This is a genomic window from Novosphingobium aquae, from assembly GCF_037572715.1.
Lineage (GTDB): Bacteria > Pseudomonadota > Alphaproteobacteria > Sphingomonadales > Sphingomonadaceae > Novosphingobium > Novosphingobium aquae.
This window is the reverse complement of sequence record NZ_JBBHJY010000006.1, coordinates 219,473-244,280: the sequence shown is the minus strand read 5'-3', so window position 1 is coordinate 244,280 and position 24,808 is coordinate 219,473. Positions and strand designations below refer to the sequence as shown.

Genomic DNA, 24,808 nt, shown 5'->3' with positions numbered 1-24,808 from the left:
CAGCAGCCACCCCGCGCCTAACGCCGTCCGTGCAGGAGGGGCACCTGTTCGGGCGCGCATCGCGGGGGAAACCTCCGCAAGCTTCCCGGTATCGGTTTTGGGAAGCGGAAAAGCCTTTTTTATGAAATCTCTATGCCCCGCGGCCCTGCCGCTCCATCGCGGATTCGCACTTGTCGCCGCTCTGGCTTTTACCGCGCCCGCGTGGGCCGAAGACAATGCCGAAGGCGTGGCTCCGGCGCAGGCAGAACAAGGCCGCAGCACGGTCTACCAGCCCGACTATTTCGCCCAGTTCGCGCCTTCAAACGCGCTCGATATCGTGCGCCGCGTGCCCGGTTTCGTGCTGGAAGAGACCAACACCGAAGTGCGCGGCTTTTCCGGCGCGGCGGGCAATATCGTGGTCAACGGCGCGCGGCCTTCTTCCAAGACAGAGACGCTTGGCGCGATGCTCGCCCGAATTCCCGCGCGGCAGGTGCTGCGTGTGGAAGTCAGCCCGGGCGACCTCTACGGGTCAGACTATGCCGGCAAGAGCCAGGTGCTCAACGTCGTGCTGCGCCGCGAAGGCGGGTTCGACGGCAACGTCAAGGTGGGCGCGACCCGGCTGCACGATGGCACCGCGATCCCGATTGTCGAAGCATCGGCGCTGATCCGCAGCGGGGCCTCCACCTTCAACCTTTCAGGCGGCCTTGGGCGCGGCGCCAATGTCGAGGTGGGCTATGACGACATTCGCCGGGCCAGCGACGGGACGCGGCTGGAACTGCGCGACAAGGTCAACACCATCGACGAGCGCAACCCCTTCGTCTCGGCGGCATGGTCGCACGAGGGCGGCACCAATCGCTCGGCGCACCTCAACCTGCGCTATGCCCCCAGCCACTTCACCCTGTTCCAGACCAACCACGTCACCCCGACCGGCGGGCAGGTGCGCGATGACCGGCTGACGCAGGATTACCGGAACACCGGCTATGAGATCGGCGGCGATGTCACCCGGCCTCTGGCGGGCGGCGCGATCAAGTTTGTTGCGCTGGCCAACCGGCGTGAGCGCGACAATTACGATGCCTCGTTCAACCGCGTCGGCGGTGCGACGATCGGCGGCTACGAACAGATCCAGGTCGCCCGCTATGACGAGGCGCTGGGCCGGCTGAGCTGGACTCACCCCTCGGTTCTGGGCTTCTCCGCCGAGGCAGGGACCGAACTGGCCTACAACAAGCTGCAGAACGCGACCGAGCTTTACCTGCTCGGTGCTGGCGGCGCGCGCAACCGCATCGACCTGCCGATCGATTTCGCCACGGTCGATGAAGTGCGCGCCGAGACCTACCTCAACCTTGGCCGTCAGCTTTCCAACGCCCTACGGCTCGATACGTCCTTCGCTTATGAAACCTCGCGCCTGACGGTTGGCGGCGATACCTCGGCCAAGCGTGTGGTCAGTTTCTTCAAGCCGGGTATGACACTCGACTGGAAGGACAAGTCCGGCTGGCACGTTCAGGCCTCGCTCCGGCACGAGGCGGCGCAGCTCGATTTCTATGACTTTATCTCGTCAGCCGAACTGGCCAACGGGCGCTTCAACGGCGGCAATGCCGATCTCAAGCCGCAAAGTTCGTGGGAAGCGCGGCTGACGGTCGAACGGCCGGTGCTGGGGCGCGGGCTGGTCAAGCTGGTGCTGGGGCATGACTGGGTCAGCCAGTTGCAGGACCGCGTGCTGACGCCTGACGGCTTCGATGCACCGGGCAACCTCGGCAATGGCACCCGCAGGTTCGCGCGTTTCACATTTGATGCCCCGCTCGACAAGCTCGGACTCAAGGCGACACGGCTGAAGTTCGAAGGCGGAGTGCAGGACACCAAGGTGCGCGATCCGCTCACCGGCCAGATCCGCGCGTGGAGCGGGTTCTGGCCCGAATGGGATTACCGCATCGAGCTGCGCCGCGACCTGGCGAAATGGTCCTACGGCGCGACATGGAACCACCGCAGCAGCTTCGCCTTTTACCGCACCGACGAGCTCGACGTGTTGATCAACGAAAAGCCCTTCGTCTCCGTTTTTGCCGAATATCGTCCCGACAAGCGCACAACGTTGCGCTTTGATGTCGATAATGCGCTCGACGGGGCCGGACAGCGGATGCGGACGTTCTATTCTCCGAACCGGAGCAACCCGGTGCCCTTCATCACCGAGTTTCGCCACCGCGACGCCCATGCCAGTGTGACCTTCTCGATCAACCGCACCTTTGGAGGCAGCAGCACCTGAAGGCATTTGGTGCGGCCTGCCCTGGCTAGGGCTCGCTTCGGCGCAATCGCCATCTCCTGTTCATGCCGAGCGGCGCTTTCATGCGTTTGAGCGGCGAAATCACAAAAAACAGGAGCATCACCATGACTTTCGGAATTCAAAAGGCAGCGGTCGCAATGGCGGCCATGGCGCTTACCCTCGGCACGGCCAGCACAGCTGAAGCCCGCGCCTGCAAGCGCCTGACCAAGACCGAAGGTGCAGTCGTTGGCGCAGTCGCCGGCGGCGTGCTTGGCCATGTTATCGGCGGCCGCGGCAACCGCACCACCGGCACGGTGATCGGTGCAGGCGTTGGCGGCGTTGCCGGCCACGAAATCGCCCGCAAGAAGTATAACCGCAACTGCGGCCGTCGCCGCTAAAACTTACTTCTTTCCCTTTTGACGTCCGTAGCTTAGCCTTTCCCCTGCAACCAGGGGAAAGGCTTCATGATTTTACGACGTCTGCTGGCGGCATGGTTCGCCGTTTTGATCAATGCTGCGCCGCTGGTGCCGGCCCAAGCGCAGGATAACACCAAGCCTGCCGCCACCGTCCAGCGCCCGGCCGAGCGCCCGGAGCGCTTCCCGATCAAGGCCTTTGCCGGATCCGATGCCGTCCGCAGCGCCAAGCTTTCGCCGAACGGCAAGCGCCTGGCGTTCACCACCATGCACAAAGAACTGCTGATGCTGGTTGTCACTGACCCGATGACCCGCCAGAGCCAGTTCACTTTCACCTTCGATGGCAAGCAGGAACTCAAGTGGTTCCGCTGGGCCGGGAACGACAAGGTGATGATGTCGCTCAGCCACACGACGACAATCGACATGGAGGAAGTGCGCTATACGCGGCTGATCGTCTCCAATGTCGTCACGGGCAAGACGAATTATATCGGTCCTGCGCAGATGGGGATCGTTGGGGACGACGTGCTTTATGTCGATCCCGAGGGTGGCCACCTCCTGCTCGCTCTGCAGCGATCGATCTACGAATACCCCTCAGTCTGGACCTTTCCACTCGACGAGACGGCACGCAAGGCAGGCCGCGAGATCCAGAAGCCGATCCCCGGCGCGTGGGACTGGTATGCGGATGACAAGGGCAATATCCGCATGGCCTTTGTCTATGCTCCCGGTTCGGTAAAGGTGCTCTACCGGACCAAGCCCGAAGAAAAACTGCGCGAAACGATCAAGATGACCAGCAAGGACTGGGAGCAGAAGTCGTGGGACGTGATGCGCATCTTCGCCGGTTCGAATTCCGGCTATGTCATTGAGCGCAATCTTGAAAACCGCGCGGTCGTGGCTTCCGCGGACTATGGCACGCGCACCACCGGTGACACGGTCTTCGCCCAACCGGGTTCAGACATCACCGATTTCGATCTCGACGACGATAACAAGCTCAAGGCCGTCTATTACACCGACGATGCCGACCGGATCGCCTGGGTCGATCCGAAAATGAAGGCGATCCAAAACTCGCTCAACAGGGCCTTGCCCGGCAGCGAGGCGATCATCGGATCGCGCGCGAAGGACAATTCGCGGATGCTGGTGTGGCAATCGCATGCCGGCGATCCCGGCACCCTGTACATCTATGATCTGTCGACCCGGCGCCTTGAGGAGCTGGCAAGGATGCGGCCCGATCTTGACCCCCGCAAGCTCGCCCGACCCAAGGCGATTGACTACAAGGCGCGCGACAAGGTTTCGATCCGCGCCTACCTCACCCTGCCAGTCGGCCGCGAACCGAAAGGACTGCCGCTGATCGTGCTGCCCCATGGCGGACCATACTGGGTGCGTGACAAGCTGCAATACGATGACGAGGTGCAGCTCCTCGCCAATCGCGGATACGCCGTGCTGCAACCGAATTACCGGGGTTCCGAAGGCTATGGCGAGGGGTTTGCCGGCCTTGGCGAAGGCCAGATTGGCCGCGCCATGCAGGACGACCTGGATGACGGGATGGACCACCTCGTCAAGGAAGGCCTGGTCGATGCCAAGCGCGTGTGCATCGTCGGGTCCAGCTATGGCGGTTATGCCGCTGCATGGGGCGCGATCCGCAACCCGGAACGCTATCGCTGCGCCGCCAGCTTTGCCGGGGTGATGAACTGGCAGCGGCAGGTCGGCTATACCAACCGCTTCGAATCCGATCCCAAGGAGCGCCGCAAGTGGAGCCGGCAGGTGCGCGGCGGCGAGGAAGGCACGTTCAACGTCGATCTCGTTTCACCGGCGAAGCAGGTCGGCAGGCTGACCCGTCCGCTGCTGCTGGTCCACGGTACCAAGGACAGCCGCGTGCCCTTCAGCCAGTTCAAGGAAATGCGCGAGGCGGCGGTGAAGGCTGGCGTGCCGGTCGAACCGGTCGTCCTCGAAGGGGTCGGCCACAGCTTCGAAAGCAGCAAGGAGACCGAAAAGTGGCTCACCGCGCTCGACACGTTCCTTGCGAAGCACAATCCGGCTGACTGATTGTTCCCCGGCAGGCAAGCGGCTTGCTGGGCCAGTCCATTGCGCTCCCCGAAGCGGCTCGCGATAACTGCTGCGAGAAACGCTTCGGGAGAGCACGATGATCCGCGGAATCCACCATGTCGGCATCCATTGCCACGACATCGCCAAGATGATCGCGTTTTACACTGACGCACTCGGTTTCGAGATGGTCGGTGAGTTCGACTGGGCGAACGAGGACAAGCTAGACTATATCGTCGACCTCGAAGACTCAGTCGCCAAGGGCGCGATGATGCGATCGGGCACCTGCTATATCGAGCTGTTCCAGTACGCCCAGCCCGCCCCGCGTAATACGCAGGCGCTGACCGCGGCGGACAAGGGCTATACCCACATCTGCATCGATACCGACAATATCGAGGAGGATTTCCCGCGCCTGATCGCAGCCGGCCTGCAGGTTGGCGACAAGAACTGGGTCGACATGGGCCACGTCCGCACGCTCTATTGCCGCGATCCCGAAGGCAACCTGATCGAGCTGCAGCAATGCATGCCGGGCAATGGCATGGAGCTGAAGGACGCGGCCAAGACCGGTGCGTGATTCCGCTGGGCGGCTTGCCGGGCGGGTGGCGCTGGTTACCGGCTCGTCGCGCGGGATCGGCGCGGCGATCGCGCGGCGGCTGGCGGCGGACGGCGCGCGGGTCATTGTCCATGCACGCCAATCGCTCGGCCGCGCAGAGCAGCTTGCCACAGAGCTGGACGGGCGTGTCGTAGCCGGCGACCTCGCCGAGGGGGACAAGGCTGCGGAGATTGTCCGGCAGGCCCATGCCCTCCACGGCGAACTCGATATTCTCGTGCTCAACGCCGGTGGCGGCAGCGGTGGTCTGGCGGTTGACCAGCCGATCAATACGATCGACCGCGTCCTCTCCCTGAACCTGCGGGCCACGATCCTTGCCGCCAGCGAATATGCCCGGCTGACGCAGAGCCTGCACGGCCGGGTCATCTTCATTTCTTCAGGCATGGCGATCCATCCTGCTCCCGGTGTCTCGATCGGTGCGGCGGCGAAAGCAGGGGCCGAAGCCTTTATCCGTTGCCTCGCCCAGGAAGTGGGCGCGCGCGGAATCACCTGCAATTCGGTCGCTCCCGGCTGTACCCGGACCGAGATGATTGCCGGCCAGTCATGGCCTGATGCCGTCCCGCCGTGGACCGCTCTTGGCCGGCTGGGCGAACCTGCCGATATCGCCGATGTCGTTGCCTTCCTCGCCAGCGACGAAGCACGTTGGCTGACCGGCGCAACGATTCCGGCCAATGGCGGCCTGGTGACGACAGCCGCCAATATCCTGGCGCGGGCACAGAAGGTCTGAACAACGAGGAGCGACGGTTGCCCGCGTCCGGGCGGCTCGATAAGGTTGCGCCAGCAACCTCTTTTCGGAGCACCAAACCGCATGATCCGTACAACCACCCGACTGGCGCTGGCCTGCTTCGCTACTATGCCAGCTGCCGCGCTGGCGCAAACCGCGCCGACCGCGACGACCTATATCCACGCCGGACGGGTCATCGCCGTGCCCGGGCAAGCGCCGCGCGGCGCGACGACGATCATGGTCGAGGCCGGACGGATCACGGGCCTGCGCGACGGCTATGTGCCCGCGCCCGAAGGCGTGAAGACCATCGACCTCAAGGGCCGCACCGTGCTGCCCGGCCTGATCGATAGCCACACCCACTTGTCCTCCGACCGCGCCGGTAACGAGGGCATCGCCGCCTGGGGCACCGACAGTCTGCCGCTGAATGCCTATGAAACCTACTGGAACGGGATGAAGACCTTGCGTGCGGGATTTACGACCGTGCGCAACCTCGGCGATTCCGATGGCAAGGTGCTGGCGCTCAAGGATGCGATCAAGCGCGGTTACCTGACGGGCCCGCGCATCATCGATGCCGGCGAATCGATTTCCACAACAGGCGGTCACATGGATTCGCGCGTCGGCATGGCCGATGACGTCCACCCGCACATCGGCACCGAGAACCTGTGCGACGGTGTCGACGATTGCCGCCGCGCCGTGCGCCGCCAGGTCGGGCGCGGGGCCGACGTGATCAAGTTCGCCACCACCGGCGGCGTCAATTCCGGCACCGGCCTTGCCACGCGCATGTTCGAGGATGAAGCAAAGGCGCTGGTTGATACGGCCCATGCCTATGGCCGCAAGGTTGCGGTTCACGCGCACGGCGCGGAAGGCATCCGGCTCGCCGTGGCTGCCGGCGCGGATTCGATCGAGCATGGCACGATGATCGATGCCGACATCGTCAAGCTGATGAAGGACCGCAAGACCTTCTACGTGCCGACGCTGAGCACGGTGAACGGCTACCTTGAACGGCTTGCCGCCAATCCCAACGCCTATCCGCCCCTGATCAAGGCGCAGATCGACTGGCGCATCGGCGTGACCGGCAAGTCGCTGCAGATCGCCTATCCGGCAGGCGTGCGCATTGCCTATGGCACCGATGCGGGCGTCTCCAAGCATGGCCGCAATGCTGATGAATTCGAACTGCTGGTCAAGTACGGCATGCCGCCCGCCGAAGCGATCAAGGCCGCCACCGTCAACGCCGCCGAACTGCTCGGCGTCGACAAGGAAACCGGCACGATCGAGGCGGGCAAGGCGGCTGACATCATTGCGGTCGATGGCGATCCGCTGGCCGATGTGAAAGTGCTGAAAGCGGTGAAATTCGTGATGGCGCGCGGCGAGGTGATCGTCGCGCCGTGAAGGTCAGGAGGTCAGGGCAGCGACCAGCGCCTTGACCTTTTTCTGCCGCCACTGCGGCAGCGGAGCGACGAGCCAGTAGGCCCGGCGGCAGTCTTCGCTGCTGCCGAGCGACGCGATGCGCCCTGCCGCGTGCCATTCGCGGGCGAGCAGTGCGGGGACGCGGGCCTTGCCCAGGCCTGCTGCTGCCGATGCCAGTGCCAAGCCGGCATCACCGACATGGACCGGCGGTTCCTCATCGCCCTCACCCTGCGGCGCCGGATCGCCGGGCCAGGTGATCCACGGGCCTTCGCCAACGATCACGCGTTCCGCCGATCCGAGCTGGATCCCTTCGAGATCGCCCGGACCCTCGGTCCAGCGCACGGCGAGATCGAGATTCGATTCGGTGAAATCGATGTCCTCGCCATCAAGCAGGACATAGCGCACTTCGGGATTGCCGGCGCGGAACGCGGCGAGGCGCGGTGCGAGCCAGACCGCCAGAAAATCACGCGGTGCGGCGATGGTGTAGACGTGGCTGGCCTGACCCGCCTGCATGGCCTGAACCGCATCCTCGAACTGAAGGAAGCCCGAACGCAGCGCCTCCAGACCCGCCGTCGCCTCGTCCGTGAGTTCCAGCCCCTTGCTGGTGCGGCGGAACAGGACGACGCCGAGCAGGTCTTCAAGCGCGCGGATCTGCTGGCCGACCGCTGCCGGAGTGACCGCCAGTTCGTCTGCCGCGCGGGTGAACGACAAGTGTCGTGCGGCAGCATCGAACACGCGCAGGGCGTTCAGGGGCAGGTGCGTGCGCTTCATGCCGACTTCCCTATGGGCAAGCTGCTTTCAGGGCAAGCCGGGTGGCAGGCCCGGAACGGCTGCTAATACGGCGCGCGGCGATCCGAGCTTTCGGTGGCCGGGGCGGCGAGCGGGAAGAACGGGATGGCCGCCTCCAGCAGGACGCCGTCCTCTCCGCGCAGGACATAGTGGCCTTCCATTGAACCGCTGGGCGTGGTCAGCGGGCAGCCCGAGACATAATCGTGGCTGCCGCCCGGCGCGATCACCGGCTGTTCACCAACGACGCCTTCGCCCTCGATCTCGTTCACCATGCCGCGCCCGTCGGTGATTTTCCAGCACCGCGAGAGCAGCTGAACCACCTGGTCCGAATGGTTTTCGATGCGGATGTGATAGACCCAGAACCACTTCCCCGCCTCAATCCGCGATTGTTCGGGCAGGAAGTTCACCGCAACGCGGACGGTAATGCCGTCGGTCATCGCGGCGTGCTGGAAGAATTTCTCCATGGCTGCAGACTAACGCTGTTTGGCCGGAGGGGCAATGCGGTCGGTGCGAGAAAGACGACGAAGTGCGGGACTTTCTTATTGCGACTCATTCGCAATAGCATTAGCTTCTGTTTCCCAGCATAGAGAGGAAGCCGAATTGCCCATGTCCGACCATCCCCGATGCCAGCTTCCCCTGCCCCTACCGGAAGAAGAGGACCTGCGGCTTGTTCTGCGCATCGTTCGACGCATGGCCGCCCACGGCCTGCGCGATGCCCAGGCCGCACTGCTCGCCGTCGAGGGCTTCGGACAGGGTTTCCGCCGGCCGCTGGTGCTGCTGCGGGCCTTCGTGGCGGAACTGGCGCAATGCTCGCACCGCCGCATCACCATGGCGCCAAGCTGCGCGCTGCGCATGACCATGGACGAGGCGCGGTTGATCGGTGTGCTGGCCACCGCGAGCCACAACCCGGACTGCGCACGCGCGCACCTGCGGATGCTCGCCGACCGGCACGACGTTTGCCATCCGCTGTCGGCCGCACTGGCAATCGCAGCGGCGCTTGGCGATCTCGGCCGCCCCTTGCCGCGCCTGAGGGCGACGTGCGCTCCCGATTAATCGACCGCGTGGGTCGCGGAGCAGGACAGCGACCAGACAAAACCCTCGGGCAGATAGTCGACGTCAACCTCGCCGCGCAGCTTGCCCTTGGGCACCGCGACAAGGATCTTCGAGCCGAAGCCCTCACGTTCGGGCTGCTTGACCGGCGGCCCGCCGCTTTCGGTCCAGCGCATCGTGAACTGCCCGTCGCTCAGCGTCCATTCGATATCGATCCGCCCGGTTGGTACGGACAAGGCGCCGTATTTTTCGGCATTGGTCGCCATTTCGTGCACGGCCATCGCAATCGCCTCGCCCGCAGCGGGAAGCAGGTTCAGCGCCGGACCGTCGTAATGCACCTGCGCGCGCGCATCGCCGAGCATGCCGAGCTGCGAATCGAGCAGCGCCACGATCGGCACGGGCCGCCAGTCGCGATCGACCAGCAGGTCCTGATTGGCCGACATCGCCGCAATCCGCGCCTCCAGCTTGGGGACGAAGGGCGAATCAGTGCCGAGCGTGCGCCGCGCCATCGACTGGATGATCGCCAGCATGTTCTTGGAGCGGTGATTGACCTCGCGTAGCAGCAGTTCGATCTGGCGTTCTGCGGCGCGGCGCTCGGTAATGTCGGTATTGGTGCCGAACCAGCACATGATCTGCCCGCTATCGTCGCGAAGCGGCACGGCGCGCGACAGGAACCAGCGGTATTCACCGTCGGCACCCCGCAAGGGGAACGTGTCTTCCCATTCCTCACCGCTGGCGATGCACTGCCTGAAACGCTCGGTCACGGGTTCGACGTGATCGGGGTGGTGGATCTTTTGCCAACCCCAGCCATCCATCTCTTCAAGTGTCGTGCCGGTGTAGTCATACCAGCGCTGGTTGTACCAATGGATCGCCCCGTCCGCCTCGGCGATCCAGGCGAGCTGCGAAATGTTGTCTGCCATAAGGCGGAACCGCTGTTCGGTGGTCTGCAGCGTTTCGCGCAGCTGCTTTTCCGCCGTAATGTCGCGCGCCATCTTGCTGGCGGCAACGATTGAACCGTCCTGGCCGACCACGGGGCTGATCAGCACGGCGATCTGCACCCTGGTGCCATCCTTGCGCACGCGTTCGGTTTCGAAGGTGCTGATGCGTTCACCGCGGCTGATGCGGGCGAGGATTTCGTCCTCTTCGTGCTGCCGGTCGTCGGGGAGCAGGCGGCGGATCGTGTGGCCGACCATTTCCTCGGCCGTCCAGCCAAAGATGCGTTCGGCACCGGCGTTCCATGTCAGGACCGTGCCATCGAGCGACTTGGCGATGATCGCCGCGTCACTCGATTCGATAATGGCCGCGTAGAGCGCTTCGGGGCTCATGCCTCTGGCTGGTCAGGCTGCATGGGCAAAGATGTAGCGCAGAGCGATCCTCTGACAAGGTCAAATGGATCGCGATTCATCACAATCCAATCGTGCGCAGCGCCTGATCAAGATCTTCCATCACATCAGCCGGGTCTTCCAGCCCCACGCTGATGCGGAGCATGCCTTCGTTCACCCCCATCAGCGCCCGCGTCTCCGGCGTCAGGCTGGAATGGGTGGTCGAGCTTGGGTGCGTCATCAGCGACTTGGTATCGCCGATGTTGTTCGAGATATCGATCATCTCCAGCGCGTCGAGCACCTTGTGCGCGGCTTCGCGCCCACCGTCGACCTCGAACGAGAACACCGATCCGGCCAGCCGCATCTGGCGCTTGACCAGTTCGTGCTGCGGATGGCTGGGCAGGCCGGGATGGTTGAGCACCGGCACACGGGCTTCGAGGAAGCGCGCCACTTCCAGCGCATTTTCCGCCTGCTTGACCGCCCGCAGTTCGAGCGTCTCCAGCCCCTTGAGCACGATCCACGCGTTGAACGGCGAAAGCGTGCAACCGGTGTTGCGCTGGTACGGCAGCAGCACCCCGTTGATAAATTCCGCCGTGCCGCAAACCGCGCCGGCAAGCACGCGCCCCTGTCCGTCCATCAGCTTGGTCGCGGCATAGGCCACCACGTCCGCCCCCTGATCGAGCGGGCGCTGGAGGGCCGAAGTGGCGAAGGCATTGTCCACGACTGACCGGATGCCGTTCTCCCGCGCCAGCGCGCAGACAGCGGCGATGTCGACAATGTCCATCGTCGGGTTGGCCGGGGTTTCGAAGAAGAACACCTTGGTGTTGGGCCGGATCGCGGCCTTCCACTGGTCAAGATCGCGGCCATCGACGGCGGTGCATTCGATGCCGAACCGCGGCAGCAGGTTGTCAGTCACCCAGCGCGTCGGCCCAAAAGCGGCGCGGGCGACGACCATGTGATCGCCAACCGAAAGCTGGCACAGCAGCGCGGTCGACATCGCCGCCATGCCAGAGGCTTGCGCGCGGCAGGCCTCTGCCCCTTCCATCAGCGCAATGCGCTCTTCCAGCATCTGCACCGACGGGTTCTGGGTGCGCGAATAGGTCATCCCCGGTTCTTGGCCCGCGAAGCGCGCAGCAGGCGTATGGGCATCGTCATAGCAATAGCCCGAGGTCATGAAGATGGCCTCACTGGTCTCGCCCTGTTCGGATCGCCAGGTGCCGCCGCGAACGGCACGGGTGGAGGAACGCCATTTCGACGTGATCGAGCGGTTCTGACCGGTATCGCGCTTCATGGCCCGCGCATAAGGGCGGCAGACCGAGCGTGCAAGCGGTTGCGCTTGTCGCTCCAGCCAATTATCCGTGCCCCGGTGAAGCCCGCCAGCCTCTACACGCCCGAAGTTTTCGTAGCGGACAGGGACCCCTGGCGCTGGTGCGCGGTGATCTGTGCGGCCTTTCTGGCGGTGCTGTGGATCCGCCTGCACATCCCTTCGAAGATATATTTCGACGAAGTGCATTACGTGAAGGCGGCCCGCGTGCTGCTGACCATGGAACGCCCGATCAACCCGGAGCACCCGCTGGTTGGCAAGGAATTGCTCGCGGCGGGAATGTGGCTGTTCGGCGATAATCCGCGCGCCTGGCGCATCATGCCGGCGCTGTTCGGCACGCTAGGGTTGTTCGCCTTCTCGCGCCTCGTCTGGGCGGCGTCCATGCGCCGGCTGGCGACGGTGCTGGCGACCTTGCTGCTGGCGACCAACTTCACCTGGTTCATCCAGAGCCGCATCGCCATGCTCGATATCTTCATGGCGACCTTTGCCATGCTCGCCTTCTGGCAGGTTGCGGCGGCATTCCGTTGGCAACATCAGGCGCGCTGGCGGCTGGCGCTGGCGGGGGTGTTCCTTGGCCTGTCGATGGGCTCGAAATGGTCGGTCGTCGCGCCGGCCATGCTGCCGGGGCTGGGCCTTGCAGTGTTGTGCATCGCCCATCGCGGCAAGCGCTTCGTGTTTTCCGCGAAGGGCGCACCGCTGCCCGGGATCAGTCTTGCCGAGGCCGCCGTCTGGCTGGGGCTGGTGCCGCTGCTGGTCTATTTCGCGACCTTCTGGCCGGCCTTCCACTATGCCACGCGGCCGGTCGATCCCTGGGGCATCGTCCAGTATCAGGGCTATATGGTGCAGCTGCAGGACAGCGTCACCAAGAAGCACAATTACATGAGCCACTGGTGGCAGTGGATGCTCGATATCCGCTCAGTCTGGTATCTCTACGAGAACGTTGACGGCACCCAGCGCGGGGTGGTGTTGATCGGCAATCCCGTGGCGATGTGGGGCGGATTGCTCGGCCTTGGCTGGTGTCTCTATGCTGGCCTCAGGCAAGGGCGGCGCGATGCGCTGGCCATGGCGCTGCTCTATCTGGTGGCGATCGGCATGTGGGTCGGCAACCGCAAGCCGGTCCAGTTCTATTACCACTACCTGCTGCCCGGGGCTTTCCTGATGGGCTGCCTCGCCCTCGCGCTTGATCAGGTGTGGCGGCGCGAGGATCGCTGGCGCTGGCTGGGGCGCGGCACCATGGCCGCCGCGCTCGCCGTGTTCCTGTGGTTCCTGCCGATCATATCCGCCGCCGAGCTTTCAGGCGGCAAGAAGAGCTACGTCATGTGGATGTGGCTGCCGACCTGGCGGTGAAGCCGGGCCTTTAAAACGTCGTCCCGGGCTTGACCCGGGACCGCTGGAGACCAGGCGCCAGGTTGCGTCGATGAGGCCAGCGGTCCCGGATCAGGTCCGGGACGACGCCTTATCAATCCATCAACTTCGAGACAAAATAAGTCATCCGCAGCGCCGAGGTATGCGCCTGCTGCTTGATGTCCGCGCCCGATCCGTGGCCGCCTTCGGTGTTCTCGTAGAAGTAATACGGCAGCTTCATATCCTCCAGCTTCGCGGCAAATTTGCGCGCGTGCTGCGGGCCGACGCGGTCATCGCGGGTCGTGGTGAAGACATAGGGTTCGGGATAGGCCACCCCGGCCTTGAGCGCGTGATAGGGTGAGACCCTTTCCCAGAACGCACGAACCGCCGGGTCCTTTTCAGGGTCGCCATATTCGCCCTGCCATGAAGCGCCGCGGGCGATCTTGCCGATGCGCAGCATGTCGAGCAGCGGAATCTCGATCGAGATCGCGTTGAACAGCTCGGGCGTCTGGGTCATGGCGACACCCATCAGCAGGCCGCCGTTGGAGCCGCCGAAGGCACCCAGCCGGCGCGGGCTGGTAACCTTGCGTGCAATCAGGTCCTTCGCCACGGCAGCGAAATCGTCATAGGCGACCTGCCGCTTGGTCTTGAGCGCCGCTTCGTGCCACGCCGGGCCGAATTCGCCGCCACCACGAATGTTGGCGAGCACATAGGCACCGCCGCGCTCGAACCACTGCTTGCCCAGCGTGCCCGAATAGAACGGCGTCTCGCTCACCTGGAAGCCGCCGTAGGCATTGAGCAGGGTCGGCGTGGACCCATCGAGCGGCATGTCCTTGCGGTGGACGATGAAGTACGGAACCTTGGTGCCGTCGGTCGACGTCGCCTCGAACTGTTCGACGACATGCTGCGATGCATCGAAGCGCGCCGGCAGCGATTTCACCGCTGCCACTTCGCCGGTCAGGGCATCGGCCCGGTAGAGCGTCGTCGGCGTAAGGAAACCCGACACGTTGAGGAACAGGGTGTTCCCGGTCAGGTTCGTCGTCACCACGTCAAGCGCCATGTTGTCCGGCAGGGCGAGCCGCGTGGCCTGCCACTTGCCGCCCGCCTCCGGCGCAAAGGCGGTAATCCGCCCGCGCACGTTATCCAGCGTCGAGACGATCAGCCGGTCGCGGGTGGCGGCCACCCCTTCAAGCGCCTCGCGCTTGCCGGGAGCCCAGAGCAGGGCCGGTTTGAGGTTCGCCGGGTCCTTCAGCATCGCGGCCTGATCGACCCAGACGAGCGAGCCGGCGGGGAACACCGTGCCGCCCAGCTTCCAGTCCTCGTCGAGGCTGATGACCACGCGGCCGCCGACCATTGCCCGGATCGAGGATTTGGCGGGAATGCCGATCTTCACCGTGCCGCGGCTGGTCAGCAGGTGCTGTTCGGAGTGGTAGAAATCGAGCGCGCGGGTGATTAGCTGCAAGGAATGGCCAGCGCCGTCCTGCAGGGTGGAAACGAAGACGCCGGTATCGCCAACCTGCCCACGAAACACTTCCTTGGCCTGATCAATCGGCTGGCCGCGCAACACGCGCTTGACGATGAAGGGATAGCCGGACTTGGTCAGGTCCTTGCCGCTCCAGTCGGTGGCGACGAGCATCGACTTGCCATCAATCCATGCGTTCGACTGGATCGATTTCGGGAGCAGGAAGCCGTTCTGCACAAACTCACCGCGCACCACGTCGAATTCGCGAGCCTCGGTCGCATCCTCGCCGCCGATCGACAGGCCGACCATGCAGGGGTTCTCATTCCGGCCAAGGCAATTCGCGCCCTTCCAGACATAGGATTTGCCCTCTGCCTTGCCGAGCGCATCGATATCGAGCAGCACTTGCCACTTCGGCTCGGCATTGCCGTAGTCAGCCAGAGTGGTCTTGCGCCAGATGCCGCGCAGGTGCTCGGGGTCCTGCCAGAAATTGGTGACGAGTTCGCCGGTCAGGTTCGGCGTCGGAATGCGGTCCTTCGCGCCAAGGATCGCCAGCGCTTCGTCGCGCAGCGGGGTGTAATGCGGGCTGGCGGTGAGCCGCTTGTCGGTGACCGCGTTGTGATCCTCAATCCACTTCATCGCTCGGGGCGTGGACCATTCCTCAAGCCAGACGTGGGGATCGTCCTCGGCAAATGCAGGGGCAGAAATCGGCATCAGGGCAAGCGCTGCGGCGAGCGTACGAAGGTGCATGGGGCCTCGCGAAAAAAGAGTAATCGCAAGACTCTAGCCTCCCCTCCGGTTCCGACAACGCCGATCCGACGAACGGCCGAAAAACGCTGACCTAATACTTGCCCCAGACAAACTTGCTCGACAGGGCAAAGTTCCACACCGAACCCAGCACGATGCCGGCGATCACCGCGACGAAGGCCGGCAAGCCGATCATCGTCTTGAGCACATAGGCCGAACCGACATTGGTCAGCAGCCCCAGCGCGCAGGTCAGCGCGAACTGCGCCCAGCCCTTGAGCAGCGGGAAGAAGCCGCGCAGGCGCTTGTCCGAATAGGTCAGTTCGTTGTTTAGCACGAAGTTGAACGACATGGCGACCACAGCGGCGACCGTGTTGGCGACGTTGAATGTCGTCGATTCCGACCAGTTGCCGTAAACAAAGCGCTCCCCGAAAACGAGGTGCAGCATCACCCACAGCGCGCCGAGCTGGACCACGACGCCCATCGCGCCGACCGTGCCGAACAGGGCAAAACGCGTCGGGATGATGCGGCCAAGCCACTTGTCGTAAAGCCCGATCAGGAATTCGAAGATCACCGTCTGGTCGAGCTTCGATTCGCCTTCCGCCCGCGCGGCGAAGTTCATCGGCAGTTCCTTTACCCGCAGCGGCTGTTCGACCGTGGCGAGGATATCGAGCAGGATCTTGAAGCCCACGCCCGACAGCTTGTGGGCATCGCCGCGCAGCAGTTCGGCGCGCAGCATGAAGTAACCGCTCATCGGGTCGGAGAGTTCAACGCCGGTCACCTTGTTGGCAAGGCGGTTGGCGAAGCCGGATGCCTTCACCCGGTCGGGCCGGCCCCATTCCTCGGTGCTCGATCCTTCGGCAAAGCGCGAGGCATAGGCGAGGTCATAATCGCCCGATGTCACGGCGGCGAGCATCTGCGGCAGCAGTTCGGGATCGTGCTGATGATCGGCGTCCATCACCGCAACAACCGGCGCAGCGGTGGAACACATGCCTTCGATCGCAGCAGAGGCGAGACCGCGGCGGCCAATGCGCTGGATGCAGCGCACGCGCGGATCGGCCAGCGCGAGGCGGCGTGCCTCGTCCGCCGTGCCATCAGGGCTGTTGTCATCGACAATGACGACTTCCCAGGCGATCCCGGCAAGCGCCTTGTCCAGCCGTTCGACCATGCCGCCAATGTTCTTGCGCTCGTTGTAAGTCGGCAGGACGACAGCGAGTTCGAGGGGTCTTTCGGCAGCCATGGCGGTCTTTTCCAGCGAAATCGGGGTCATGTCCATGCCCCGCAGAACTACGTGGGAAATATCAAGAAACGGTTTATGGTTTACAGCCTGCTAACCACGGCGTCACCGATTGCGCGCGTGCCGGCGCTGCCGCCCAGATCGCCGCCCTTGATCCCGTCGGCGAGCGCGCTGGCCACTGCCGCCTCGATCCGCACGGCCTGGTCCTCAAGCCCGAATGAATGGCGCAGCATCATCGCGGCGGAGAGAATCTGCGCCATCGGGTTGGCCTTGCCCTGCCCGGCGATATCGGGCGCGGAACCGTGGATCGGCTCATACAGCCCCTTGGTGCCATATTGCGTCTGCGTCTCGCCCAGCGAGGCCGAGGCGAGCAGGCCGATCGAACCGACGCACATCGACGCTTGATCGGAGAGAATGTCGCCAAACAGGTTGCCGGTGACGACAACGTCGAACTGGCCGGGGTTCTTGACCAGCTGCATCGCGGCGTTGTCGACATACATGTGGCTGAGCTCGACGTCGGGATATTCGGCGGCAACCTCGATCACCACGTCGCGCCACAGCTGCGAGGTTTCGAGCACGTTGGCCTTGTCGACCGAGCACAGCTTCCCGGAGCGACCCTGCGCTGCGCGGAAGGCAACATGGGCGATGCGGCGCACTTCGTCTTCGGCATAGGACATCATGTCCCAGCCCTGACGGCGGCCGTCTTCAAGCGTGCGGGTGCCCTTTTCGCCGAAATAGACATCACCGTTCAGTTCGCGCACGATCAGCAGGTCGATCTCGCGCGCCACTTCGGGGCGCAGCGAGGTCAGGTCCTCAAGTCCCTTGAAAACGGTGGCGGGGCGCAGGTTGGCGAAGAGCGTCAGCTCCTTGCGCAGGCCAAGGATGGCCTGTTCGGGGCGCAGTGCGCGTTCGAGGTGATCGCAGTCGAAATCGCCAACCGAACCGAACAGGATGGCATCGGCAGCGTGAGCAATGTCGATGGTCTGCTGCGGCAGGGGGTGGCCGTGCTTGCGCCAGGCGGCACCTCCGACATCGCCTTCGATCAGCTCCATGCCGGGCAGGTCCAGCACTTCGAGCACGCGAACGGCCTCAGCAACGACTTCCGCTCCGATGCCGTCACCGGCGAATACCGCGATTTTCATGGCTACCCCTGCTGTTCGATCTTGCCGAGCCGATCCCTCAACACGGCGCGGGCTCCCATAACATCCGAGAGGCGATCGGCAAGCGGATAGCGCGCAATGCGCGGGCCCAGCAGGTCAAGCGCGGCCAGCGCGGCGGGAAAATCGTCGGGATCAGGGCGCTGGATCGGCACTTCATAGCCAAGCTCGCGCAGCAGCAGCGCCTCATAGCCAACCAGCGCGACCGCCCACCCGCGCGCCGAGGGAGCATGGCACACGGCATCGAGTAGCGCGCCGAGCGCATCGTAAAGCGCGGGGTAGGGATAGCGTTCCGGCAGCGCCGCCGCGGTCAGCGCGCAGGCCCAGGTGATCGCGGCAGAGGCGAGCGGTTCGCCTAGCCACGGCCCCCGGCTTTCCAATAGTTCCAGCTTCGCAGACGGCATCGCGCCTTCGATGCGCGAGCGGATATCGGCCTCAACCAGGTTGCCGGGGATCAGGATCGGGCGCAGCGTACGCCCCCGCGCTCCGGCAACATAGGCGGCGACCATGCCCGCCTGCCGGGTCATCAGCCGCACCACCGCGCCGGTCTCGGCGTGGCTGCGATTGGCGCAGACAAAGGCGGGGGAGCGCAGTTCCATCGCGCCCGGCTGTGGCGCGGGCGGTCAGGCTTGGCAAGCCGTGCCGGATCAGTTGGCGGTTTCTGCCCGGAGGGTAAAATCCGGTCGGCCATCCGGCCCGGCGCAGCTTTGCTTCGATGCGGCAACCAGCGGATTCTCGGCGCGACCCATCGACCAGTTGCGGCCCATGCGGACCTTCGGGTTCGGCGCACACCAGATTTCGCCGGTGGCATCGATCGCTGTGACCCACATCAGGTTATGTTCCTGACCATAGTCGATCATGCCGATCGCATAGCCATCGCCCTTGCCCAGGACGTGGAGCGGAATGGGGGGATTGAGCTGGGTAAACATGCGGGAAGCATCCAAAGTTGTTTCCCATATAACAGCGCGAGCGCGCTTCAGGTTCCCGCCGGCTTCTTTCCCTTGGGCGCATTGCCAGCCTCAAGCGCGGCAATCCGCGCCTTCAGCGCCTCGGTTTCTTCGCGCGCCTTGGCGGCCATGTCCTTCACCGCGTCGAATTCCTCGCGGCTGACGAAATCCATGCCGCCCAGCGTTTCCTTGAACCGCTCACGCGCCGCATCGCGGGCTTCGCGGCCCATGCCGGCCATGGTGCCCGCCGCGCTGTTCAGCATCTTGGCGAGATCGGCGAAGAGGGGGTTTTCACTCTGCATGGACGCTAGATGGTCTTTCCTTGCCGCCGCTTCAAGATCAAAGCTCGATCCGCTGGACCGCGTTCGACGTCGGCCTGCCATCGGCATCGGGATTGAGCTTCAGAAACTGATAGTTGAGCAGCGTCGCAAAGCACACCCAGGCAAGATAGGGCAGGAGCAGCAAGGCGGCGCGGCTGCGCACTTTCCAGAACAGGAAGACCGTGATGGCGACTGCAATGTCGAGCGCGATCAGCAGGTAGAGCGCCGAGGTCATCTGGTGCGCGCCGAAGAACAGCGGCGTCCACGCCAAATTGAGCACCAGTTGCACGCCAAACATGGCGAGAGCGATTCCGCGCCCTTCGGCCCCGCGCGCTGCGGCGACCATCGCGGCGGCAATTCCCATCATCAGGTAAAGCAGCGACCAGACGATGCCGAACGTGGCCGGCGGCGGATAGATATCAGGCTTCACCAGATCGGCGAACCACGCATTGTCCGGCCCGCTTTGCGCCAGTTTGCCCGAAACGAAGCCGAGCAGCATGACCAGCGGCACCAGCACCAGCGCCCAGCGCAGGAGGGAGGCCTTGAGCTGGCCGGGAGAGGCGATCATGTTCATCCGTTGGTCGACCCTTATGGTTCTGATTCGCTACGGTGTTTTGCCGCATATTGGCGCTGCGCGATGGCGCTGGCAATTCCCCAAGACAATCAGGGGCATCCCGTATCGGGAAAGGTCGGCATCGCCCCTCAACCGCGTTCCTCGACCCTTTGGGCAGAGATGAGAAATTCGACATTGCCTTCAGGCCCCTTGATCGGGCTTTCGACGATACCCTGCACTTGCCAGCCAAGCCCTTCGATCCACTCGCGCACCTCGTCGCAGACGCGCTGGTGCAGGCTGGCATCGCGCACCACCCCGCCCTTGCCCACTTCGGCGCGGCCCACCTCGAACTGCGGCTTGATCAGCGCGACCAGCTGGCACGGCGTGGAAGCGAGCTGCAGCGGCACGTCCAGCACCTTGGCCAACCCGATGAAGCTGGCATCGCAAACCACCCAGTTGCACGGCCGGTCGATCATTTCCGGTGTCAGCACCCGCGCGCTGGTCTGTTCAAGCACGGTAACACGCGGGTCCTGCCGCAGTTTCCACGCGAGCTGATTGGTGCCGCTGTCCACCGCGAAGACGTGTTCCGCGCCCTTGGTGAGCAGCACGTCGGTGAAGCCGCCGGTGGACGAACCGATGTCCATGGCCGTCGCCCCCGCCGGATCGAGCCCGAAATGCTCGATGGCATGGGCCAGCTTGATCCCGCCGCGCGACACCCACGGATGATCGCGCCCGCGCACTTCGAGCGGGGCATCGCCGGCAAGCTGCTGACCGGGCTTGGCGATCTTCGTTTCCCCGCTAAACACGATCCCTGCGAGCACCAGCGCCTGCGCGCGGGTGCGGCTTTCGGCATGGCCGCGCGTCACCAGCATCTGGTCGACGCGTTCCTTGGCGGCAGGCTTGGCCTTCGCGGCAGAGTGGGGCTTGGAAGGGGTGACCATGTCTCTCAGGGGCTTGCGGTTGGGGTATCGTCCTTCCATACCGGGACGATGAAGGCAAATGCCCTTATCGCCGCGTCGCTGCTCGCGTTCACCCTTGCGGGCTGCGCATCGACGCCGAAGCCCAAGCACCACCCCGCCCCCGTGCCCGATCAGGTGCGTCCGGTCCGCCCGGTCCCGCCGCCAATCGTTACGCGCCCGCCGTCCGCTGACTGGCGCAACATGCCGCGCAGTGCCGGTGACTGGTCATGGAGCCGTGAGGGCCAGACCTCGATCGCGCGCTATGGCCGGTTGTTCTCGATCGCTTGCAGCCTGCCTGACCGCGGGATCGCGCTGATGCTCGCCAGTCCGGCCACCTCTTCGCAGCCGATGGTGATTACCGCGACATCGACGCGCGGCACTCTTTCAGCCGAACCGGAGAGCGGTCAGCTGATCGCCCGCCTGCCCGCCGGCGATCCGCTGATTGACGCCATGGCCTTCAGCCGCGGGCGCTTCATGGTCGAAGCTGGCACAGCCGCGCCGCTTTACCTGCCAAGCTGGCCCGAAATCAGCCGCGTGGCCGAGGATTGTCGCTAGTCGGTGGATTCGGAAAATCGGGCTGGGGATAACCGGCCCGAACGACGGATTCTGACAGCAAATTAATTTCATTCAAGTCTTGTTGTTCGCCCCGTGTTGAATCACATTGTTTCGCAAGGACGGCGGTGATTTGCCCCGGCCGAGCCCCGAGAGGGGTGACTTTGGCTTCAACAGCGCGAAAGGAGGTGACCGATGTCTCATGGTTCAGCAGGGAGGTCGGTAATCCGCGTCATGGAGCATTATCGCTGAGTTCACTTTCGCGATAAAGGCTTCGTGAGCGGCACTTTCCGGCCGCTGACCATGCGAAGGGCTGCACTCCTTTAGGAGTTGCAGCCCTTCTCATTTTCAGGCGCTCAATGTGTTTGGGCGCTGGTTTATCGCCGTACCAGCCCCTGCGGCTTGACCACGCCAAGGTCGAAGTGCGTGACCACGCCCGTCGCCGCTTCGCAGACATCGGGCACCACCGTGCAACCCAGCAGGCCCGTCCACGGGATACCGTAGAACGGCTGGCGGCCGTCTTCCTCTTCCTGGCCCATCAGGTGACATTCCATCGGCGGATCGCCGTGGATGCGCACGCGGTATTTAGCCTCGCCCACTTCCCATAGCGGGTCGAGATCGGTGCCGAGCTGCCAGTAGAAGTGATAGACGATCAGCGGCTTGCCCTGAACCCAGGCGGTCCATTCATAGTGCTGGCCGCCGCAGGTGCCCTTTTTGACCATGCCATAGTCATGGACGATGTCGGCGGTCGCCTTCGACACTTCGAAGCGGGTGGTGACCTTCTCGATCTCGACGCCCAGCCCCTCGGCGATCATCTGCATCGAGGAGTAGAAGTGCTGGTAGGTATCCGGCCCGCGCCGCGGATTGGCGAGCAGTTCGTCGCAGTCCGCGCCGAAGCCCATGATCTCGGTATAGATCATCGGGTTGCGCTTCTTGTCGATGATCTCGGTCACCTCGATGCAGTCGATCCGGCTCATTAGGCGGGCAAGCGTGAGCGGCAGGATGTCGCTGGCAAAGCCGGGGTGGATACCGCACGAATGAAACGAGACGCCGCCCGCCTTGCACGCCGCCTCGACCCGCGCCGCATGTTCGGGAAAGAACTTGTTGGGCAGGAACGGCCCGGCGGGCGAGATGACGTTCTTGCCGCTCGCCAGCAGGCGGCAGACCATGTCGACCGGCGGGGTCATCATGCTCGGCGCGAAGAGCACCGCGTCCGCCTCCATGGCAAGGATCGCTTCCTCGCTGTCTGTGCAGAGCACGCCGGTCTTGGGCAAGCCGACGATATCACCCGCATCCTTGCCAACCTTGTCCGGATTGGTGACCAGCACGCCGACCAGCTCGATTACCGGATTCTCGATGAAATACTTCAGCGCCGCCTGGCCGACCGTGCCGGTGGCCCACTGGATGACCTTGTAGGTTTTCTGGGTCATGCGATCCTCCTTAGTTGAGCCCGCGAGTCTGGCCGCCATCCACCCGGTAATTGGCACCGGTGATGAAGCCGTTGGCGGGGCTGGCCAGCAGGGCGGCGACCATCGCCAGTTCGTGTGGCAAGCCAAAGCGGCCGGCGGGCGGCACTTCAAACACGGCTTCAGAGGCCAAGCGCTCGTTGACCTGATCGGCGGTCAGGCTTTCATCCCCGAACTTCATGCGGCCGAAACGGACGAGGCCATCGACGAGGATTACGCCCGGGGTCAGCACATTGGCGCAGACGTTCACCCCGCGCAGCGATCCGGCGAGGCTGACGGTGTAATTGAGCAGCGCCGCCTTGGCCGCCGAATAGTCCGCGCCCATGAAATTGGGCTGCATGGCAACCGCGGAGGAGACGTTGACGATCCGCCCGAACTTCGCGGCGACCATGTCCGGCACGCAAAGCTGGCAGAGCTGCACCGCGCCGAGCGTGTTGGCGCGGTAGTTCGACATGAAGTCCTCGACCGAGATTTCGGTCGGCTTCTTCGAGGTATTGCCTTCAGAATTGCCGCCGGCATTGTTGATCAGGATTTCGATATTGCCGCCCAGCGCCGCGACCGCTTCGGCATGGACGCGCGGCGCGCCGCCGTCATCGGACAATTCACCGATCGCCACCCCGGCCGCGCCGATATCGGCGGCGACCTTTTCCGCGCGCTCGCGGTTGCGGCCATGGACGACAACGCGGGCGCCTTCTTCGGTGAGCAAGCGCACGATCGCCTCGCCTATGCCGCTGCTGCTGCCGGTCACCAGCGCGCGGCGGCCCTTCAATTGCAGGTCCATGCCTTCGCTATCCTCTCGTCTTGCTTGTTGCGCCGCATTAGGGGTGCGCGGCGGCGCTTTGGCAAGCCGGCCTCGCCCTCTGTGCCAGTGCGGAGGGAAACTCCGTCACGGCGATGACGCTTCATCCGGGCGGCGCTCGCACCCCTTCCATCGCCCGAAAATTGCGCCTAGACAGCGGTTCGAGCGGCAAATTCGCGCACTAAATTGCTTGTAACTTGCCATTCTTGTAATTTTCGTACACTGGCGGCGCCAGTTTTGACATTAAGGATCGAATCTATGGCGACTCTCGCCGCATCGCAGATCAACTTCACCCACCAGCCGCACCCTTCACCGGTGCCGGTGGACGTGCGCGATGCGGCGCTGGCCGATCCCGGTTTCGGCAAGCTGTTTTCCGATCACATGGTCTCGATCGAATGGAGCGAGGATGCCGGATGGCACAATGCCCAGGTCGGCCCGCTGACCGCGATCCCGCTCCACCCGGCGGCATCGGTGCTGCATTACGCGCAGGAAATCTTCGAAGGGCTGAAAGCCTATCGCCTGCAGGACGGCACCATGGCGCTGTTCCGTCCGCACGCGAACGCCGCCCGGTTCAACGCTTCGGCCCGCCGGCTTGCCATGCCAGAATTGCCCGAGGACGTTTTTGTCGAGGCTTGCCGGCAACTGGTCGCCGCAGATCGCGACTGGTTCCCCACCGTTCCCGGCGGTTCGCTTTACCTGCGCCCCTTCATGTTCGCCGATGAGGCGTTCCTCGGCGTGCGTCCAGCCAAGAGCTACAAGTTCCTGGTCATCGCCAGCCCGGCGGGCAATTACTTCAAGTCCGGCGCGCCGGCGGTTTCGCTCTGGGTTTCGGACTATACCCGCGCCGCGCCCGGCGGCACCGGCGCAGCCAAGTGCGGCGGAAATTATGCCGCCAGCCTCGTCCCCACGGCAGAGGCATTTTCGCGCGGGCACGACCAGGTGCTGTTCCTTGACGCGGCCGAACACAAGTGGGTCGAGGAACTGGGCGGCATGAACATGTTCTTCGTGTTCGACGATGGCTCGATCCTGACCCCGGCGCTGACCGGCACGATCCTGCCCGGCATCACCCGCGAAAGCCTGATCGCGCTGGCCCGCGACGAAGGGCTGACCGTGCGCGAGGATCGCTATTCGATCGACCAGTGGCGCGCTGATGCCGCAACAGGCCGTCTGGTCGAGGCTTTTGCCTGCGGTACGGCGGCAGTGGTCACTCCGGTTGGCCGCGTCACTGATCCGCATCAGGGCGAATTCGTCATCGGCAGCGGCGGCCCTGGGCAGACCACCGGCAAGCTCAAGGACCGACTGGTCGCCATCCAGCGCGGCGCGGCGCCGGATCCCCACGGCTGGGTGATGCGGCTGGATTGACCT

Annotated in this window: 24 protein-coding genes; 10 read left to right on the top strand and 14 right to left on the bottom strand. The window is 64.3% G+C overall.

Annotated elements, in window-relative coordinates:
* Positions 1 to 121 precede the first annotated feature (121 nt).
* From WG900_RS13270 to WG900_RS13245, 6 genes are all read left to right on the top strand, one after another.
* Positions 122 to 2,233 carry a TonB-dependent receptor gene (locus WG900_RS13270; RefSeq protein ID WP_339967719.1) on the top strand — a complete coding sequence of 704 codons (2,112 nt, stop codon included), beginning with the start codon at positions 122 to 124 and terminating at the stop codon, positions 2,231 to 2,233.
* Between the two features lie 122 nt (positions 2,234 to 2,355).
* Positions 2,356 to 2,628: a glycine zipper 2TM domain-containing protein gene (locus WG900_RS13265; protein WP_339967717.1), complete on the top strand. Its 273-nt coding sequence runs from the start codon at positions 2,356 to 2,358 to the stop codon at positions 2,626 to 2,628.
* Positions 2,629 to 2,694: 66 nt separating this feature from the next.
* Complete coding sequence (locus tag WG900_RS13260; RefSeq protein WP_339967716.1) at positions 2,695 to 4,683, top strand: alpha/beta hydrolase family protein; 1,989 nt, start codon at positions 2,695 to 2,697, stop codon at positions 4,681 to 4,683.
* 97 nt (positions 4,684 to 4,780) lie between these two features.
* Positions 4,781 to 5,254, top strand: coding sequence for a VOC family protein (locus tag WG900_RS13255; protein ID WP_339967715.1), 474 nt, complete (start codon positions 4,781 to 4,783; stop codon positions 5,252 to 5,254).
* Complete coding sequence (locus tag WG900_RS13250) at positions 5,247 to 6,017, top strand: SDR family NAD(P)-dependent oxidoreductase (RefSeq protein WP_339967714.1); 771 nt, start codon at positions 5,247 to 5,249, stop codon at positions 6,015 to 6,017. Before WG900_RS13255 ends, WG900_RS13250 begins: the two co-directional genes overlap by 8 nt.
* Positions 6,018 to 6,098: 81 nt before the next feature.
* Positions 6,099 to 7,403: a metal-dependent hydrolase family protein gene (locus WG900_RS13245; RefSeq protein WP_339967713.1), complete on the top strand. Its 1,305-nt coding sequence runs from the start codon at positions 6,099 to 6,101 to the stop codon at positions 7,401 to 7,403.
* Positions 7,404 to 7,406: 3 nt separating this feature from the next.
* On the opposite strand, the gene WG900_RS13240 is transcribed toward WG900_RS13245, so the two are convergent.
* Positions 7,407 to 8,192: a LysR family transcriptional regulator gene (locus WG900_RS13240; protein WP_339967712.1), complete on the bottom strand. Its 786-nt coding sequence runs from the start codon at positions 8,190 to 8,192 to the stop codon at positions 7,407 to 7,409.
* Positions 8,193 to 8,254: 62 nt separating this feature from the next.
* Positions 8,255 to 8,674 (bottom strand): Co2+/Mg2+ efflux protein ApaG, encoded by a 420-nt coding sequence (gene apaG / locus WG900_RS13235; RefSeq protein ID WP_339967711.1) that lies wholly within the window; start codon positions 8,672 to 8,674, stop codon positions 8,255 to 8,257.
* Between the two features lie 142 nt (positions 8,675 to 8,816).
* On the opposite strand from apaG, the gene WG900_RS13230 reads away from it, so the two are divergent.
* Positions 8,817 to 9,263 carry a DUF6628 family protein gene (locus WG900_RS13230; protein ID WP_339967710.1) on the top strand — a complete coding sequence of 149 codons (447 nt, stop codon included), beginning with the start codon at positions 8,817 to 8,819 and terminating at the stop codon, positions 9,261 to 9,263.
* Here the strand turns inward: WG900_RS13230 and WG900_RS13225 are convergent.
* Together WG900_RS13225 and WG900_RS13220 are read right to left on the bottom strand one after the other, a co-directional pair.
* On the bottom strand, positions 9,260 to 10,585 hold the full coding sequence (locus WG900_RS13225; protein ID WP_339967709.1) for a PAS domain S-box protein: 1,326 nt from the start codon (positions 10,583 to 10,585) through the stop codon (positions 9,260 to 9,262). The genes WG900_RS13230 and WG900_RS13225 overlap by 4 nt on opposite strands.
* A gap of 79 nt (positions 10,586 to 10,664) precedes the next feature.
* Positions 10,665 to 11,873, bottom strand: a complete 1,209-nt coding sequence (locus WG900_RS13220; RefSeq protein WP_339967708.1) for a trans-sulfuration enzyme family protein — start codon at positions 11,871 to 11,873, stop codon at positions 10,665 to 10,667.
* A 75-nt stretch (positions 11,874 to 11,948) separates the two neighbouring features.
* Between WG900_RS13220 and WG900_RS13215 the strand changes: the two genes are divergently transcribed.
* Positions 11,949 to 13,253: a phospholipid carrier-dependent glycosyltransferase gene (locus WG900_RS13215; protein WP_339967707.1), complete on the top strand. Its 1,305-nt coding sequence runs from the start codon at positions 11,949 to 11,951 to the stop codon at positions 13,251 to 13,253.
* A 112-nt stretch (positions 13,254 to 13,365) separates the two neighbouring features.
* Here WG900_RS13215 and WG900_RS13210 read toward each other — a convergent pair whose 3' ends face one another.
* From WG900_RS13210 to WG900_RS13175, 8 genes are all read right to left on the bottom strand, one after another.
* A complete protein-coding gene (locus WG900_RS13210) occupies positions 13,366 to 15,459 on the bottom strand; it encodes a prolyl oligopeptidase family serine peptidase (RefSeq protein WP_339967706.1) in 2,094 nt (697 codons plus the stop codon).
* A 91-nt stretch (positions 15,460 to 15,550) separates the two neighbouring features.
* Positions 15,551 to 16,723, bottom strand: coding sequence for a glycosyltransferase (locus WG900_RS13205; RefSeq protein ID WP_417597865.1), 1,173 nt, complete (start codon positions 16,721 to 16,723; stop codon positions 15,551 to 15,553).
* Positions 16,724 to 16,773: 50 nt separating this feature from the next.
* A complete protein-coding gene (leuB, locus tag WG900_RS13200; protein ID WP_339967703.1) occupies positions 16,774 to 17,832 on the bottom strand; it encodes a 3-isopropylmalate dehydrogenase in 1,059 nt (352 codons plus the stop codon).
* A gap of 2 nt (positions 17,833 to 17,834) precedes the next feature.
* The gene (gene recO, locus WG900_RS13195) at positions 17,835 to 18,446 is read right to left on the bottom strand and encodes a DNA repair protein RecO (RefSeq protein ID WP_339967702.1); all 612 of its coding nucleotides are present in this window, start codon (positions 18,444 to 18,446) and stop codon (positions 17,835 to 17,837) included.
* Positions 18,447 to 18,494: 48 nt separating this feature from the next.
* Positions 18,495 to 18,776 (bottom strand): hypothetical protein, encoded by a 282-nt coding sequence (locus tag WG900_RS13190; protein ID WP_339967701.1) that lies wholly within the window; start codon positions 18,774 to 18,776, stop codon positions 18,495 to 18,497.
* Positions 18,777 to 18,823: 47 nt separating this feature from the next.
* Positions 18,824 to 19,096, bottom strand: a complete 273-nt coding sequence (locus tag WG900_RS13185; RefSeq protein WP_310530516.1) for an accessory factor UbiK family protein — start codon at positions 19,094 to 19,096, stop codon at positions 18,824 to 18,826.
* A gap of 37 nt (positions 19,097 to 19,133) precedes the next feature.
* A complete protein-coding gene (locus tag WG900_RS13180; protein WP_339967700.1) occupies positions 19,134 to 19,688 on the bottom strand; it encodes a TspO/MBR family protein in 555 nt (184 codons plus the stop codon).
* Between the two features lie 128 nt (positions 19,689 to 19,816).
* Positions 19,817 to 20,608 carry a TlyA family RNA methyltransferase gene (locus tag WG900_RS13175; RefSeq protein ID WP_339967699.1) on the bottom strand — a complete coding sequence of 264 codons (792 nt, stop codon included), beginning with the start codon at positions 20,606 to 20,608 and terminating at the stop codon, positions 19,817 to 19,819.
* 48 nt (positions 20,609 to 20,656) lie between these two features.
* Between WG900_RS13175 and WG900_RS13170 the strand changes: the two genes are divergently transcribed.
* Positions 20,657 to 21,181 carry a hypothetical protein gene (locus WG900_RS13170; protein WP_339967697.1) on the top strand — a complete coding sequence of 175 codons (525 nt, stop codon included), beginning with the start codon at positions 20,657 to 20,659 and terminating at the stop codon, positions 21,179 to 21,181.
* A 374-nt stretch (positions 21,182 to 21,555) separates the two neighbouring features.
* On the opposite strand, the gene WG900_RS13165 is transcribed toward WG900_RS13170, so the two are convergent.
* Both WG900_RS13165 and WG900_RS13160 read right to left on the bottom strand, forming a co-directional pair.
* Complete coding sequence (locus WG900_RS13165) at positions 21,556 to 22,608, bottom strand: NAD(P)H-dependent amine dehydrogenase family protein (protein ID WP_339967696.1); 1,053 nt, start codon at positions 22,606 to 22,608, stop codon at positions 21,556 to 21,558.
* Between the two features lie 10 nt (positions 22,609 to 22,618).
* Positions 22,619 to 23,425, bottom strand: a complete 807-nt coding sequence (locus WG900_RS13160) for an SDR family NAD(P)-dependent oxidoreductase (protein ID WP_339967695.1) — start codon at positions 23,423 to 23,425, stop codon at positions 22,619 to 22,621.
* Between the two features lie 276 nt (positions 23,426 to 23,701).
* Between WG900_RS13160 and WG900_RS13155 the strand changes: the two genes are divergently transcribed.
* On the top strand, positions 23,702 to 24,805 hold the full coding sequence (locus WG900_RS13155) for a branched-chain amino acid aminotransferase (RefSeq protein ID WP_339967694.1): 1,104 nt from the start codon (positions 23,702 to 23,704) through the stop codon (positions 24,803 to 24,805).
* The last annotated feature ends 3 nt before the right edge of the window (positions 24,806 to 24,808 follow it).